We start from the raw sequence: 16,279 nt of genomic DNA on the forward strand, positions 1-16,279 counted from the left end.
GCCCCATTCAGCGCCGAGTAGCTGCTGAATGGGGCTGATGCTTGTGTACAGGCGGCCGTGTGTCCCGTTATACAGGGACTTCCCGGGTGCTTTTTTCCATCGGGGATTTGCACAGCGGACAGGGCTTCGAGGCAAGGTGATCCTCGGCTCCGCCCGCCTTCATCCGGGTCCAGCCCGGGCAGGACTTCCCGGAACAGCTCCAGACGGGAACTGTATGCATTCTGGCTGCAGAGGACCCGGACGAATAGCTGCTGCGTACTACAGTGCTTCTGTTTCCGGCGGCCGGTGCAGTTGCCTGAGGCGGTGCTGCAGCGCGGAAGGCGGAGAGCATGAAGCGCGAGACCTCTGCCTTCTTGCCCCGGTGCCTTGCGGGCGAGCTGATGAACAGCTCCTCGCGGGCCCGGGTAACGGCTACATAGGCGAGTCTGCGTTCCTCTTCGAGTGCAGCTATTCCAGCCTCAGCTGCGGCTCTGGCGGCAGCACTGCCGACCACAGTAACGCTTGCCTTCGCCGGCTTGCGGTCCTTCAGCCGGCCCTCCTCCAGTGCGGAGCTATGCGGCAGAATACCCTCGGAAGCCCCGATAAGGAAGACTACGGGGAACTCCAGTCCTTTGGATTTATGGATAGTCATCAGGGCGATGCGGTTGCCTTGCTCCTTAAGCCCCGGCTGACGGCTCTGCTCGTTGCGCTCGGTTACGTTATCAATGAATTCGAGGAACAACGGGATCGTGCCGAACCGCTCTGCGGATGCCTCCAGCTCATCGAGCATTTCCTTAAGCGTCTCCCGGTGCAATGTGGCCTGGTGCCGTTCATTGGCTTCAATGAAATAGTCATAGAAAACAGTGCGGATCTGGCGGATCGCCTGCACCGGCGTCAGCCCGCTCAGCCCGCGGATCAGATCCAGCCGCTCGCGCAGCTTGGTAGCTTTGAAATCCTCCATGCCCGGCATGGACAGGAGGTGAATCAGCGGGCCCTGTTTCGCCTGCACGGACTCCATGCGGCGGATATGCTCCATCCCTTTTTCCCGGCTCATGTAGAGGGTCGGCAGAATATTCTCCATCGCGGCGAAGTTACGGCGGTTAACAGACAGGCGCAGATGATCCAGCACGGGGGAGATCAGCCAATGCTCGTAGAGCAGCTGGCCTTCGCCGTAGTCTACATAAGGGATATCGCGCATCAGCAGCAGCTCTAGGATTGCCCGGTTGCTGCTGGTGGCGCGGTACAACAGCGCATAATCGCGATATTCCCTTGCTCCGCTGCCAATCTCACGTTCAATATGCTCTACAATCTGCTCGGCCTCTTCGTCCGCAGTCTGCGGACGAAGATAGCGGGGCGGATTTCCACTGCTTTTGGCCGCTTGCAGCGTCTTGGCCCGGCGCCGTGTATTATGGCGAATAATCCCGTTACCGAGCCCGATAATGGCCGGTCCGGAGCGGTAATTGATATCGAGGGTGATCACCTTGGCATTTGGATACAGTTTCTCGAACTCCAGAATGAACTCGCTGCGCGCCCCGTTGAAGGAATAGATGGTCTGATCATCGTCTCCGACCACCATCAGGTTGTCCTGTGGATGGGCGATCATTTTGACCAGCTCATATTGCAGCGCATTCGTATCCTGGAATTCATCGACCATTACATATTGGTATTTCTGCTGCAGCTCCAGCAGCAGCGCCGGCTGCTCCCGGAGCATCCGGTAGGCGATCAGCAGCACGTCGTCGAAATCGATTTTGAAATGTTCGGTCTTCCACTGCTCGTACAGGGCGAGAATGGCCTTCATTTCCTTCTCCGCTTCTGTCGTTTCCGGCATATCCTCGGGCAAGCCCATATTCATCTTGCAGGAGGAGAGCAAGGTGAGCAGATTCTCTGGGGGATAGGCATCCTTCGGCAGCCCAAGCTGACGCATGATCTGCTTCAGCAGGATGTGCTGGCGCCGCGTCTCGTGGAAAATATCCTGCCGCAGTCCCTGACGGCGCAGGAAATAGAGGAAGAACGAGTGGAACGTGCGGGCCTGCAGCCGTGCGGCATCACCTGCGTTCACACCCGGCAGCACGGCAATCCGCTCCCGCATTTCCGCCGCAGCCTTGCTGGAGAACGTGAGCAGCAGCAGCCGGCCCGGGGCGATGCCGCGCACAGACAGCAAATACCCGGTTCTGCAGATCAGCACCGAGGTTTTGCCGGAGCCTGCTCCCGCCAGCGTCAGCAGCGGCCCGAGATGATGCCGCACCGCTGAGATTTGCGGAGAATTGAGCAGAATGCCGCCTTCCTCCAGCCTGCGGAAGTAAGCCGCGTCGCTGTCTCCGGGTTTCACGGTCTCCCTGCTCGTCCGGGCGGAGGCAACCTTCGCCTGGGGGATTTTCTCGCCGGTAGCACCGAGCGGTATATTATGAAATAATAGCTTGTTCATTGGAATTCACCTTCATTTATTCTATAAGCTAATCTGCAAGTAGAAATGATAGAGTCTCGAATACATTGATATAGTGATTAAGCAGCCGTACATTTTGACCAGTATACAATATACCATTCTGATCCGGTTTCTGCACGGGAGAGGAATAGAAAAGATAGGACTGGAAATAAGTTTCTTCTAATAATAAGTGTTGAGTAATTATATGGAATAAAAGATCAAATGTAATTCCAACAGCCATGATATCGTATTAACAGAGGAGGGGACAGCCTATGAGTGAAGGAATACATTCCAAGGCCGTGAGGCGTTCGCTGAATTATATTGAGAGGAACCTCACAGAAGCGATTACCCTGAAGGAAATTTCGGTGCACAGTAAATTTTCTTCCCACCATTTCTACCGCATCTTCTATGCGGCGGTGGGGAAGACGGTGGCTGATTACGTACGGCGGAGAAGACTGGCCAAAGCAGCCGCAGAGCTGATTTATACCAATAAACGAATATTGGATATCGCCGTAGAATACCATTTTCACTCTCAGGAGGCCTTCTCCCGTGCATTCAAGAAAGTGTACCGGATTACTCCCGGCCAGTACCGGACCTACTCAAGAAATCTGATTAAAGGAGAGATCAAGATGATTACAGAACAAGCATTGAAAGGCTGGACAGTTACCGGATTGAACGGGGAAGACTATGAAGTTACGGTGGATAAGTCAGAGGTTCATATGGGGAAAGCTTCGGCACGGCTTCAGTCTATTAAAGCCCGGGAGAACGGCTTTGTCACCTTAATGCAAATTTTCAGTGCAGAAGCCTACTTGGGTAAGCGGCTGAAGCTCTCGGCCTTTGTTAAACCGCAGCATATCAACGGCTGGGCCGGATTGTGGATGAGAATTGATGCGGAGAACGGGGAAATGCTGAAGTTCGATAACATGCAGAGCCGGCCCATCAAGGGTTCAGAGGACTGGAATCAGTATAATGTGATTCTGGATATTCCGAAGGAGAGTTCGGCAATAGCTTTTGGTATTCTGCTTAGTGGGGCCGGCAAAGTATGGGTGGATCAGTTCCGTTTCGAGGTCGTCGATGCCAAGGTGCCTACAACCGATGAGGGTGTGGAGGATAGTCTTCCCCCGGAACCGGTCAACCTCGATTTTGAAGAATAGGACCGCAATTTGAGCTCCGGCTTACTTCAGTCTGGAGAGGATGTAGTTCACCTTTCGCTCAAATAACCGGGGCTTATCTTCCTTAATTTCCTCCAGCAGGAACATCAGGCATTGCTTGATTCTTGGCGGCATGAGGGCGGCGATATCGGCGTAATCCTTGCGGTAGTTATCATCGTTCAGGATTCTTTCATTCAGTACAATGGCCCAGTTGCGGGCGTGCTCCAGCATCTCCGGAAGGGAGTGCAGCAGCTGGGTCAGATACATCTCCATCTGAAGACTCTCCACGAAATGGACGAGGCTGAACATGACCTCCTCCTGCTCTGTGTCATCATCGAAGACCTTGAAGATCTGATGAATTACAACGTCCTCTGTATCACCGGCCAGACCTTCCAGTGCAAGATCAAATTGCTCACATTCCAGCTCGGTACGCAGCAGCCGGTTCTCATATAGCCGGGCAATCCCCGGGTACAGGTTCATTTATGTTCCTCCTAACGCTCCCGGCAGCTGAAGCTCCCGGGCTGTTTATGTTGTTCTGAGCTTCACTATCAAGCGGAAGGTTATGCGAGATTATCACGCCATTTATCATAAGGTCCAATTTTTGACAGCTGAGATTAATATATTGGACAGAGGAGGAAGTGTCATGCAGACCAATAAGCGTAAGATTTTGCTGCAGGTAGAGGAAGCCAGACAGAAATTATATCAGACGCAGCAAAAATACGGCATTTTGACACATCCCAAAGTGGTTAAACAGTCGGTTGCCCTGGATCATTTACTTAATCAGTACAGCTGTCCGCAAAGGATGAGCTGATTGAAATAGATTCACACATTTAAGGTGAAATCTGGAGGGATGTTGTGTTTATTCCCGTTCTTGTGGCTCTGACCACTGCCCAGCGGTTAATTCTCATTGTATTTCTCGCATTAAACCTGGGTGCAATATCTTTCTGCTGTCTTCATCGTTCAGGAGCCAGCCGCCGCTGAGAAGAGCAGCCTTCCTTGAAGGCTGTTTCTTTAAAATATAAGAATTTATATGCTCCGCGCATAAATTATCCTTCTATTTCTCGCTGAAACGGTACCGTCCTTTAAAAGGACGGCAAAGCCGTTTCTACTTGTGAAGATGGAGGGCCTTCACAGCCGGACCGATAGTTATTTCTTCTCCAAAAGATGCCGCAGACCCGCAGCAACACCATGCTCCGAGTTGCTTAGCGTAATGAAATCGGCGGTTTCCTTGAGGATGGGGGCGGCATTCTCCATAGCAATTCGGTAGCCGGCGATCTCGAACATCGGCAGATCATTATAGCTGTCACCCATTACTGCGATTTGCGCTGCGGGGATACCGTAATGCTCTGCTATCAGCTTCACGCCGTTGCCTTTATTAGCATCTTTATGATTAATTTCAATATTGTTGACATGCGATGCCGTAATAATCAGCCCGGGAATCGCGGCGAACCGTGTAGAGGCTTCCTTCAGCAGTTCACGGTTCAGCGAGAAGGCGAGTGTCTTGTAGATCAGATTCTCCTCTTTGCTCCAGATGTCCTCCATGCTCTCCACATAGGTTACAGCCGCCTGCTGAAACTGCTGGTCGATCATCGCCTTAAGCAGCCAGCCTACCTCTTCGGGAACCTCATCTTCCTTCAGTGCCGACAGCTTCTCCAGCCGTACCCGCTTATCGAGCTCTACATATACGTTATCCTCTGTGTATACTTCGTAGTACAATTCAGGAATCTCGTTCATCCAGCGCAGCGCGGGGATGATATCCTCCTTGTTCAGCGGTGTACTCGCGGCCAGCGTTCCGTCAGGCAGTGTGACAACAGCGCCGTTCAGACTCACTACAGGACACTCCAGATCCGCCAGCCGCAGCTGACGCTCCGCATCCATGTAAGAACGTCCGGTGGCAATGATCACGGTATGGCCCAGGCGCTGTACGCGGAGTATGGCTTCCTTATTCTCCCTGCTAATCTCCCCATCCCCGTTCAGCAGTGTTCCGTCCATATCCAGTGCAATTAGCATGTTGCAGTTCTCCTATTCCATAGTTGTAATCATATATAGGTTTCACGAGATAACTATCTTTCTGTATCTTATCATTATTTCTCTGAAATTTGAAAATTCGCATTTTCATCCATATATAGTCCGGGGTACGTATATTTAAGCTGCGTTTCTTGCCGGATTTTCAGAAAAGAGTCTTCTCGTGGTACAATTGAATGTAGACCTGCAATCTTGTAACGGGAATGTCTGCTGTTGTCTGAAAAGCAATTTTTCCGGGCAAAAGATCGCTTGGGGTCGTTATGTAAGGGGGATAATAAACACATGAAATCCAGAAATTTAGCTACCATATCTCTTGCCATCATGGCCTGCGGCTTCCTGTTCACCTTATTTCTGCCGGAGAATCTGGCTGTTATTCTGCTGAGAGGGGGCTTCGAGGCCGGTCTTGTCGGAGGGATTGCCGACTGGTTTGCAGTGACCGCGTTGTTCCGCCATCCTCTGGGGCTTAGAATTCCGCATACTTCGCTGCTGCTGAAGAACCGGGATAAGCTCATACAGTCTCTAATCTCTGCGATGGAGAATGAACTGCTGAACAAGGAGAGCATTGAGAACAAGCTGCGCAAAATCAACATCATCTCTCTGGGCGCCGGCATGCTGACACGGTTCTTCTCCAGAAAGAAAGCGAGAACGGAAATGCTGGAGCAGATTAAAGAATTCGTACTGCGGCTTCCGGTAGAGCAGGCGGTTCCGTATCTTCAATCCGCAGCAGCAGGCTATCTGCGTGAAGCGGAGCTTGGCGTTGCCGCCGATAAAATTGCTACCAGCCTAATGAACGACGGCAAGGATATTGCCGCCCTTGATTATGCGCTGGAAGGGATTTCCTCCTGGAGCGGGCGTCCGGAAACCCGTGCGATGCTGGGCAAGATCGCCAGCGAGAAGCTGGCTGAGGTGAAGCTTGGCGGGCTGAAGGGGATGGCTTTTCAGGCTTTTGTCGGATTCGTTGATGCCGATATGCTGGGTGAAATGCTGCAGGGCATGGTGCAGTCCACTATCCGTGATTTCAAGGAAGAGGACAGCCCGTACCGTGAGGAGGTCATCCGGGAGATCCGTGTCGCTCTGTTCCAGCTGCTGAGCAATGAGGAGCGGATCTCCTCGCTGAAGGATTGGGCGCTGAATGAACTGCAAGGGGAGCCAGCTGCGGCTTTCCTGCAGCAGCAGTTGGAAGGACTGCGCGTCAAGGCGGTTGCGCTGCTTGAGGAAGACCGGGTGCGCGGCGGCCGCAAGCTGTTCTGGCTGTATGCTGTGCTGGTCCGGCGGATCGGCAAGGAGCAGGAATGGATTCAGGCTTCCGAGGAAAGGATCCGCGGCACGCTGATCTCCTTCGTGGAATCTAATCATTACCGGATCGGCCAGCTGGTCAAGGAGAACCTTGATCAAATGGATGACGCTTCGCTCGTGAACATGCTGGAGGAGAAGGTGGGCAAGGATCTGCAGTGGATTCGCGTGAATGGAGCTGTGTGCGGTTTTGTTGTGGGGCTGGTGCTTACGGTGATCCAGATGATCTGACAATAGCATCAGCAAGAACAGGCAGAGGCGGCAAGGCATTCCCCGGACCGTCCGTGAAGACGGAGTCCGGAGGAACGTTTTGCTGCCTCTTTCATATGTGCTACAGGAAAGCAGATCATAAGGAAGAACGGGAAGGTTACAGCTGGTTTTTACCGTTGCTGATAGTGAAGACCTCCTGTACGGGCAGGACAAAAATTTTGCCGTCGCCGAATGAGCCATGCTCACCGGTTCTTGCTGTGCGCATAATAATGCTGATGACGTCATCCTTCTCATCATCCTGGACTACGATCATCAGAAGCTTCTTGGAAATTTGATTGTAATGGTTGGTTCCGACCTGTATTCCCTTTTGCTTACCGCGTCCGAGCAGGTCCATTTTGCTGATGGAGGGGAAGCCGGCAAGCAGTAATTCAGCCATGACCTCATCCGCTTTCTCCGGCCGTACTATAGCTTTGATCATTAACATAACGATGCACCCTTTCTACAGCGAATATTGTGTTGTAGGGGGTTGCCAATGTCTGGTTGGCTTACTGTACAGTGCATTTGCTTAATGGCAACGCTTACAATATGAGTATAATATTAACTGCAGCTGTATCCTGCGAGAAGGATCACAAAATTCGTAGGACACAATGTCGCATTCCCGGGGGAGCGTCAAAGGGGTTGCTGTACCGCATCCCGGAGGAGGCGCACGGACCCGCCTCCTCCGGTTATTGCGGTACCAGCTTCAGGTAGAGATTCTCCAGCAGCTCTACAGTATGCTGCCATTCGAACATCTGCAGCGCATCGCTCCGCCCCTGCATCCCGATCCTAGCCGCGAGCAGAGGATTGCGGCCGATCATCAGCATTCGCTTGGCGAAAGGAGCGGGGTCCCGGTATCTCTCCACCAGATATCCGTTATGGCCGGAATCAATAATCTCCCGGATTCCGCCGTTTCGCGAGGCGATCACCGGAAGTCCCGTGGCCATGGCCTCCACATTCACGAGGCCGAAGGACTCATGCCGCTGGGAAGGGCAGATGAAGCAGTCTGCGGCCTGATACAGGCTGTGAATATCCTCATGCGGGATATTCCCCAGGAAAGACACGCGCACGCCCAGCCGGCGCGCGAGTACCTTAAGCTGCCGGAGGTAAGCCGGCTTGCCGTCTCCGGCGATCACTAGCCGGGCGGGCATATGCCTGTTCAGCCGGTGCATGGCCCGGATCAGCACAGGTACTCCCTTGCGCGGGATTACCCGGCCTACGAACAAGACGGTGAAGCCGGGAGCCAGGCCGTACAGCGCACGCAGGCGTGCCTTCTCGTGCGCCGGCACGGGGACGAAGCGGGACAGGTCCGCTCCCAGCGGAACAACGCGGAGCTTGCCCGGGATGCCGGGGAACCGCCGTGCGAGCCGCTGCTGCAGGGAGCGGCTATTAGCCGCGACAGCGTCCGCCAGGGCGAGGCTGCGGGCGATTCTGGATTCCGGAGGCACGAAGGTCAGGGAATGCAGGAACAGCAGCACCGGAGTGCTGGGGTGCCGCCGTTTGACGGCGGCCAACAGCAGCGGCCGGTTATCGATCTGAATCAGTTCAAAGGGTTCTGCCGCCTCCAGATATCCGAGAACCGAGCTGCGGTACCGGGCAGGGGTGCCGGAAGGAAGGCGGATGAACCTGACCTGCTCTATTTCGTCAGTGTCAGAGAGTCCCGGCGATCTCCGGCTCACTATAGTTACCTTGTGCCTTCGGGCAAGCCGCCGGGCAATATTCCAGATGCAGATCTCTACAGAGCCATCCCCTGGAACCGGGAACTGTTCGGGTGCAATGATGCAGATACGCATAGTGAATGCCTCCTCCCGCCGCATGATGATGGTATCCTTTAACTACCATATGCGCCCGTACGGGCGGAAGATACAGGACAGGCAGGAGTTCAAGTGCCGATTTGCTTATGGGTAGCGGTAATAATCGCTGCAATCTTCTGCTCCAGCTCAATAATCTTCAGCTTGCTGGCTGCAATTTGCCGGTAGATGGAGACCATTGAGGATAAGGATTGGCCGGCCAGGACGGAGTTCTGCTTCCGGACCGCAGATTTGAAATCGCTCCAGTCCGCGGTAAGCCGTTTGTTTAATACGGAGGCTGCACTCTTCTGAGATTTCATTGAAATTTGCGCATTGTCCATTCCGGCCAGAATCTTACGGGCGGCGGCAACCCGCTGGGTGCGTGCATCCTTGGCAGCTTTGAGAAGGGCCTCCTTGTCGCGTATCTCCTGGCGGGCCAGCTGTACAAGAAGCTTCATTGCCTCGGACTGGGCCTTCAGTACGGAATTCAGCGTCTTGTCCTTCAGCCCTTTGAGCAGGGAAATTCGTTTGTTGAGCGTGCTGTATTGATCGAACAGCGGCTGGTAGCGTTCCTTGGCGCTTCTGACTGCTGCGGTAAGGCGGGCTACGGAAGCCTGGTCTATATTCTTGATGGCCTCCCGGACAACAATCAGCGCCTCTGCATTCTGATCATGAAGCGCTCTAATCTGTACCTCCCGGCTGTCATATTGGGCGGACAGGAGGGATAACTCGCTGTACTGGCTCTTCAGCCGGACGCGGACAGTACTATCTGCAGTTGCCGCTGTAAGATCAAAAGACGCCTGAACCGATGCAGTTATTACTGTCGGAGATGCAGCAGCGGACCCGGCCAGGGTGGCCAGGGTAATCAGCAGGGAGAGCAGCATTAAGGCGGCGTTCCTGCACAGATTCCTCATTAATATTCCTCCTCTTGTTTCCGTGTCCCGGTAATAGACGCAAAAAAGCACCCGCAGTAAAGGCCAATAGGCCTCTATTACGGGTGCTTCCAGCGTAATGAGTCACGGTTATATAATTACCTTTTAATATAGGGCGCACTTCTCTAATTGTCAATATTTACATTTTGGATTTCACTGAACCAATGGGGGCAGTACGTTTCATTCCCTGCTACTCTTATCGTATACTGTGAGATATAGAGGGACAAGCGAAGACAACAGAGAGTCTGCATAATCGCTGGCTCGAGATGAAGGAGGCCTTGTTTAATGGATAACTTGGCAGAGAATAGAATCATTCTGGATCAAGCATTCCTAATGTCTCCAGTGGGGATGGCTATACTGTCTTCTGAAGGAGACCGCTGGGTCATGGTTAACCCTGCTTTTTGCACGATGCTTGGCTGCAGTGAACCGGAGTTTCTCGCGGGCGCTTTATCCGGGACAGGCCGGATCCGGCCGGAAGAGCAGCGCGGATTCTCTTTACCCGATATCATGAAGGAGCTGTCGCAGACCAACGGGCAGCCTCTTGTGAAAGAGCTGCGTTTCCCGGGCAGCGGCGGGCGGCCGTTCTGGCTCTCCCTTACGTTTGTTCCGGCAGAAGCAGGACGGATAGACCGGAATATTATTGTATATGCACAGGATGTTACGGACCGCAAGATTGCTGACCAGCTGACAGTAGACAGCCGCGATCTGTATAACTTATTTATAAAAGATGATCAGAGCATGATTTCCTTCTCGCTGCCGGACGGGACGTTAAGCTTTATTTCCCCCTCCTCCTTCCCGCAGCTCGGGTATCTGCCGGAGGAGATGATCGGAAGAAACCGGGCAGAATTCTATCATCCGGATGATATTGACGGGATCAGCAGTTCCAATGGCTTGTTGAAGAATGATACCTACAGCCGCCGTTTGCGCCATAAGGAGGGGTATTATCTATGGTTTGAGATGTCTTTTCATGAAATCCGCGAGGAGAACGGTGAAATCACTCGAATCATGGGGATCGGGCGTAATGTGAACGGGCGCAAGCAGAGTGAGGAAGCTCTAGCTGCTGCCCAGCGGGTAGCCAGAATAGGTTCATGGGGCTGGGATTTGACCAAGGGCAAACTTTCTTTCTCGGAAGAGCTGCGGCGTATTCTACAGAATGCTGTCGGGGCTGACAATGTCGATTATGATACTTTTCTGGCGCTGGTCCATCCGGAGGATCTTACACTCCTGCAAGCTGCGGTGGAGCGTGCTGTAATCAAGGGGGAGTCCGGGGACACGTCTTACCGGCTGATTCTGCCGAAGGGAGACATCCTTGCGGTACATATCCAGTGGGATGTAACCTTCGGGCCGGGAGGCCAGCCGGTTCAGCTTATCGGCATGATGCAGGATGTTACCGAGCGGATGCAGATGGAGTTGCTGCTGCTGGAGAGCGAACGCAACTTCCGCCTGATGTCAGAGAATTCCCTCGATCTGATTTCCCGCCACGCCATTAAGGATAGTATATTCTTGTACTGCTCACCGGTCAGCCGTTCGCTGCTCGGTTATGAGCCGGAAGAGATGATCGGCACCAGCGCATATCATTATTTGCATCCGGACGATCTCGATATGATGAGAGACATCATGTCCAAGAGCGTGAATTCCGGGTGTATCCCGCCGGTCTCCTACCGCTATCGCCATAAGAACGGCAGCTATATCTGGTTCGAAACGAACAGCCGTTATATTTTTGATGAACAGGGGCATGCGGTTGAGATTATTGCTGTCGGCCGGAATATTACAGAACGCAGAGAGTTCGAGTCGAAGCTGCAGGAGAATGAGCAGCGTTATAAATCTTTATTCGAGTACAATCCCTCAGCCGTATATTCCATGAATCTGCAAGGTGCCTATCTGACGGCTAATGCCAATCTGGAGAAGCTGAGCGGGTATTCGCTGGACGAGCTGCTGGGCAATTATTTCGGGCCGCTTGTGGCTGACAAGGATATCGGGAAGACGCTGCATCATTTCACTCTGGCTACCCAAGGCAAACCCCAGAGTTATGATCTGACGCTGATTCATAAGGATGGACATCTGGTGGAGATCAACACGACCAATATTCCTATTATTGTGGACAGGCAGGTTGTAGGTGTGTATGGAATTTCCCGCGACATTACAGACCATATCAGGTATACCGAGCAGATTGAGAAGCTGAGCAATGATTACACTCTGATCCTGAACTCGGTCTCCGAAGGGATATTTGGTCTGGATACCGGAGGGAGAGTGACCTTCATCAATCCTGCAGGCGCACAGATGCTGGGCTTTGAATATGGAGAGATCACAGGCCTTCCTTACCTGGACCACCTTCAACAGACGGCGCTGGACGGCATTCATTACCGGCCGGAGGAATCACCACTGATGCGGGCGGTGCGGGCAGGGGAATCTCATCAGAGCAAAGATGCGGTGCTGTGGCGCAAGGACGGCTCCAGCTTTCTGGCCGAATATCAGGTTACGCCGCTGTTTGACAAGGGCGAGCGCAAGGGAGCAGTCGTTGTCTTCCGTGACATTACCGATGAGAAGGAGATTATTAGAGCGAAGGAACTGGCAGAGAAAGCAGACCAGGCTAAATCGGAATTCCTGGCCATCATGAGCCATGAACTGCGGACGCCGATGAATGGAATTATAGGGATGACAGATCTGCTCACGGAGACGGAGCTTAATGAGGAGCAGCGGGGATATGCTGAGATCATTAGCGACAGCAGCGCGTCCCTGTTATATATTCTTAATGAAATTCTGGATTTCAGCAAAATAGAAGCCGGTAAAATGACGCTTACCCATGAGCCGGTCAGCCTGGAAGGACTGCTTGAAAGCGTAACGGATCTGTTCACGCCCAAAGCCCGGGAGAAAGGCATTGAACTCTCCTGCCATATGGCTCCTGATGTGCCGGAGCTGATTATGGGCGATGCCGCCCGCCTGCGCCAAGTGCTGGTGAACCTCGTCAGCAATGCGGTCAAATTCACGGAGAAGGGGCAAGTCTCTATCCATCTCGGTACGGAATACTGCCGGGACCGCAGGAAGCTGATACTGAAATTCAGTGTGCTGGATACAGGAATCGGAATTCCGCCGGAGAAACAGCCGCTGTTGTTCCAGTCCTTCTCCCAGCTTCATCCGTTCATCAACCGCAAATATGGGGGAACCGGACTGGGCCTCGCGATCTGCAAACGGCTGGTTGAGCTGATGGGCGGAGCGATCACCGTGGAGAGCGTTGAAGGAGAAGGCTCGGATTTCTATTTCACACTACCCATAGATATTGACATCGATCCTGATGGTGAGTGGGCGGAATCAGCTGATTCTGCTGACTCCGATCAGCATGTATCTATACCGGTTACCCCGGCAGATCCAGGGGGATCGAACGGAATCAGCCTTGAGCATGAGGCTGCCGGCAAGGAACTGCTGCTTCCTGCGCAACGTGTATTGCAGCATTGCCGGAATAGGGTATCCCTATGAGCGGACAGCCGTCCAGCCGGCAGTTGAAGGCGGAACCTTACACGCAGTGGGAAGCGGGAGTAGCCTCTCCCGCCTCAGCCTGCGGTCCGGCAACTATGGCCGCGCTTATGGAATATTGGCACACGCGTATGGGCAGGCTGTTTATTCCGGGGGCCGGTCATTTTGATTCCAAAGCAGCACATATCAATTACATATACACGCATCATGGCGGAACACCTTGGGGGATGAGTGTGCGCAGCTTCGCCAAAGGTCTCCGGGCCTACATCAGCCATGCTGCTACGCGCGGGAAGGATAGCTCCGGACTGCTTACGGTATCCGTATTTAATGATATCGCAAAATACAAAGCCGAGATCGATGCCTCGCGGCCTGTAGCGCTTAAATTTGATAAATGGTTCAGCCTCCGCTGGCGGGGAAGTTATGTCTATGATTATCATTGGGTGCTTGGAATCGGTTATGAGGATCATGCTGATGGCACATGTACGCTGGTTGTCCATGACAATGGGGTACGCCATCCGGGCCGCGGGTATATTCCTGGCCAGGAGCGGCGTATTTCATATACAGCGAATCAGGCAATCCTTACGATGGTTGCGCTTAACATAGCGGAATCTTTAGAGGCACCTTAACGGCATAAGGAATGGCTAACCTGCTGACTGAAGTACACAACGGGACTGCAGAGAGGTTCGGCCTTCCGGCATTACATAATACAAACGTTTGCACAAAACGTAAGACTAGGATAAAATTCCATTTATGAAGAATGGATTTAGTGTAACTCCCAGTTATGCAGACGTATATTTTAATAAAGGGTAAAGGAGGCGGGGGCCTTGTCCGTACAAAAGGAAATGAAGGAACCAATCTATTATGGTGATCCGGCGGCTACCAGCGGTATATCCGTGTTTGACCGGGAATTTGATGAACTGTTCAGCTACGACGGGAGCGATCTTGGCTTGAGCTACTCAGTGACCGGCTCGGCGTTCTGTTTATGGGCGCCTACCGCCCAGGAAGCAGAGCTTGTGCTCTATGAATCCTGGCAGGAGGCAGCCGGACAGCATATTCCTATGATCCGGGATGTCCGGGGAACCTGGAGAATCACCGTTCCCGGTGACCTGAACGGGAAATTCTACACCTACCGTGTGCGGCTGGGCGATTTGTGGAATGAAGCAGCAGATCCCTACGCCCGTGCTGTCGGCGTGAATGGTGACAGAGGTGCGGTTCTTGATATGCGTATGACAGATCCTGAGCATTGGACGCAGGATCTGCCGCCGCTGGAGGATCCGGTTGATGCGGTGATCTATGAGCTTCATCTGCGCGACCTGTCCATGCATCCCGCCAGCGGGATTACGCATAAAGGACAATATTTAGGCCTGGCAGAAGCCGGGACACGCGGCCCTGAAGGGATTCCGACCGGCCTTGACCATATTGCGGCCCTTGGGGTGACTCATGTGCAGCTGCTCCCTGTCTACGATTATGCTACGGAGAGCGTGGATGAGACCCGGCTGGATCAGCCGCATTATAATTGGGGATACGATCCCAAGAACTATAATGTGCCTGAAGGCTCCTATGCTACAGACCCGTATGTGCCGGGTCTGCGCATCAAGGAACTGAAGACGATGATACAGGCGCTGCATGACCGCGGCCTGCGTGTCATAATGGATGTTGTCTACAATCATGTCTATGACGGGTTCCGCGTGAATTTTACCAAGCTGGTTCCCGGCTATTATCTGCGCTATAAAGAGGACGGCAGGCTGTCCAACGGCTCCGGCTGCGGTAACGACACCGCTTCTGAACGCAAGATGATGTCACGTTTCATCGTGGAGTCGGTCGTCTACTGGGCTGAGGAATATCATATCGACGGCTTCCGCTTCGATCTGATGGGCTTGCTTGATATTGGCACCATGACAGAAATCCGCCGCCGGCTCGATGAGCTTGATCCTTCCCTGATGACTATAGGGGAGGGCTGGGTGATGGACACGGAGCTTGCAGAGGATCTCCGCGCCAACCAGCGCCATGCCAATGAGCTGCCGGGCATCGGACATTTCAACGACGGTTACCGCGATGCGGTCAAAGGTAATATTTTTCTGCATGACCAGAAAGGCTTCATTAGCGGCGGTAGCGGCTTTGAACGGAATGTGAAGGCCGGGATTGCCGGAGGGATCTACTACGGGCCGGGCCTCGGGCAATACGCCCAGGAGCCGCAGCAAAGTGTTAACTATGTGGAGTGCCATGACAACCACACGTTATGGGATAAGCTTCTGCTGTCCACCGGAGGGATAACGGATGAACAGCGCTGCGCCATGCACCACTTAGCCTCAGCGATGATCCTGACCAGCCAGGGGATTCCCTTCATCCATGCCGGGCAGGAGTTCATGCGGACCAAGGACGGGATCGAGAACAGCTATAAATCGCCCGTGGAGTACAACTGGCTGGACTGGGAACGCTGCGCCGCCCATGCAGAATCTGTAGATTACATGAAGCGGCTGATTGCGCTGCGCGCGGCACGTCCCGCCTTCCGGCTGCGGACTGCCGATGAAATCCGGGACCATCTGGTCTTCGAGGAGTCTCCGGCGCATTCGGTTGCCTTCTCGCTAAGAGATCATCCCGGGGGAGATTCCGCACAGCATCTCTACATCCTGTACAATGCCAATCCGGATGGGGCCGTTCTTGAGCTGCCCATGCTGGGGCAATGGAGGGTTCTGTTCGGCGAGGAGCATGCGGGACAGCTGGACAGCGGCATTTTAGCGGCTAGAGGCATTGGAATGATTGTACTTGCTGTGCTGTAATCAAATAGTTCTAAATCACAGAAACAGGCTGCCCAGGCAGTCTGTTTCTGTGCGAATAAGGACAACAAAGCTGTTTCTGCTTGGGTTAAAAATAAATTTTTTATCGGGATAAATAGTACTTCATCTGTCGTAGTAGTTGTGTTATTATAAAATTAATTACTACGACAGATGAAGTATAGGAGGCAGGCAA

The 16,279-nt window shown here is 53.3% G+C and carries 12 protein-coding genes; 6 read left to right on the forward strand and 6 right to left on the reverse strand.

Annotated features, from left to right (window positions below):
- Window positions 1–67 precede the first annotated feature (67 nt).
- The gene (locus tag R50912_RS01780; RefSeq protein ID WP_042231921.1) at window positions 68–2,404 is read right to left on the reverse strand and encodes a UvrD-helicase domain-containing protein; all 2,337 of its coding nucleotides are present in this window, start codon (window positions 2,402–2,404) and stop codon (window positions 68–70) included.
- A gap of 269 nt (window positions 2,405–2,673) precedes the next feature.
- Between R50912_RS01780 and R50912_RS01785 the strand changes: the two genes are divergently transcribed.
- The gene (locus R50912_RS01785) at window positions 2,674–3,555 is read left to right on the forward strand and encodes a helix-turn-helix transcriptional regulator (protein WP_042231923.1); all 882 of its coding nucleotides are present in this window, start codon (window positions 2,674–2,676) and stop codon (window positions 3,553–3,555) included.
- A gap of 21 nt (window positions 3,556–3,576) precedes the next feature.
- Here R50912_RS01785 and R50912_RS01790 read toward each other — a convergent pair whose 3' ends face one another.
- Window positions 3,577–4,032 (reverse strand): Imm30 family immunity protein, encoded by a 456-nt coding sequence (locus tag R50912_RS01790; protein WP_042231926.1) that lies wholly within the window; start codon window positions 4,030–4,032, stop codon window positions 3,577–3,579.
- A 163-nt stretch (window positions 4,033–4,195) separates the two neighbouring features.
- On the opposite strand from R50912_RS01790, the gene R50912_RS33980 reads away from it, so the two are divergent.
- On the forward strand, window positions 4,196–4,363 hold the full coding sequence (locus R50912_RS33980; protein ID WP_081956344.1) for an aspartyl-phosphate phosphatase Spo0E family protein: 168 nt from the start codon (window positions 4,196–4,198) through the stop codon (window positions 4,361–4,363).
- Window positions 4,364–4,698: 335 nt separating this feature from the next.
- On the opposite strand, the gene R50912_RS01795 is transcribed toward R50912_RS33980, so the two are convergent.
- Window positions 4,699–5,562 (reverse strand): Cof-type HAD-IIB family hydrolase, encoded by an 864-nt coding sequence (locus R50912_RS01795; RefSeq protein WP_042231929.1) that lies wholly within the window; start codon window positions 5,560–5,562, stop codon window positions 4,699–4,701.
- A 297-nt stretch (window positions 5,563–5,859) separates the two neighbouring features.
- Here R50912_RS01795 and R50912_RS01800 point away from each other — a divergent pair, with 297 nt between their 5' ends.
- On the forward strand, window positions 5,860–7,101 hold the full coding sequence (locus R50912_RS01800; RefSeq protein ID WP_042231932.1) for a DUF445 domain-containing protein: 1,242 nt from the start codon (window positions 5,860–5,862) through the stop codon (window positions 7,099–7,101).
- Window positions 7,102–7,237: 136 nt separating this feature from the next.
- Here R50912_RS01800 and R50912_RS01805 read toward each other — a convergent pair whose 3' ends face one another.
- From R50912_RS01805 to R50912_RS32990, 3 genes are all read right to left on the reverse strand, one after another.
- Complete coding sequence (locus R50912_RS01805; protein WP_042210152.1) at window positions 7,238–7,564, reverse strand: P-II family nitrogen regulator; 327 nt, start codon at window positions 7,562–7,564, stop codon at window positions 7,238–7,240.
- A gap of 241 nt (window positions 7,565–7,805) precedes the next feature.
- Window positions 7,806–8,909, reverse strand: a complete 1,104-nt coding sequence (locus tag R50912_RS01810) for a glycosyltransferase family 4 protein (protein ID WP_042231935.1) — start codon at window positions 8,907–8,909, stop codon at window positions 7,806–7,808.
- Between the two features lie 89 nt (window positions 8,910–8,998).
- Window positions 8,999–9,820: a hypothetical protein gene (locus R50912_RS32990; RefSeq protein WP_052415915.1), complete on the reverse strand. Its 822-nt coding sequence runs from the start codon at window positions 9,818–9,820 to the stop codon at window positions 8,999–9,001.
- Between the two features lie 303 nt (window positions 9,821–10,123).
- Here R50912_RS32990 and R50912_RS01820 point away from each other — a divergent pair, with 303 nt between their 5' ends.
- The 3 genes from R50912_RS01820 to pulA all read left to right on the forward strand — a co-directional run bounded on the left by R50912_RS01820 (window position 10,124) and on the right by pulA (window position 16,089).
- Entirely contained in the window at window positions 10,124–13,312 is a 3,189-nt protein-coding gene (locus R50912_RS01820) for a PAS domain-containing protein (RefSeq protein ID WP_063840058.1), read from the forward strand.
- A complete protein-coding gene (locus R50912_RS01825) occupies window positions 13,309–13,935 on the forward strand; it encodes a C39 family peptidase (RefSeq protein WP_042231939.1) in 627 nt (208 codons plus the stop codon). Before R50912_RS01820 ends, R50912_RS01825 begins: the two co-directional genes overlap by 4 nt.
- Window positions 13,936–14,133: 198 nt before the next feature.
- On the forward strand, window positions 14,134–16,089 hold the full coding sequence (gene pulA / locus R50912_RS01830; RefSeq protein ID WP_042231942.1) for a type I pullulanase: 1,956 nt from the start codon (window positions 14,134–14,136) through the stop codon (window positions 16,087–16,089).
- The last annotated feature ends 190 nt before the right edge of the window (window positions 16,090–16,279 follow it).

The sequence above is a fragment of the Paenibacillus sp. FSL R5-0912 genome (assembly GCF_000758605.1).
GTDB lineage: Bacteria > Bacillota > Bacilli > Paenibacillales > Paenibacillaceae > Paenibacillus_AQ.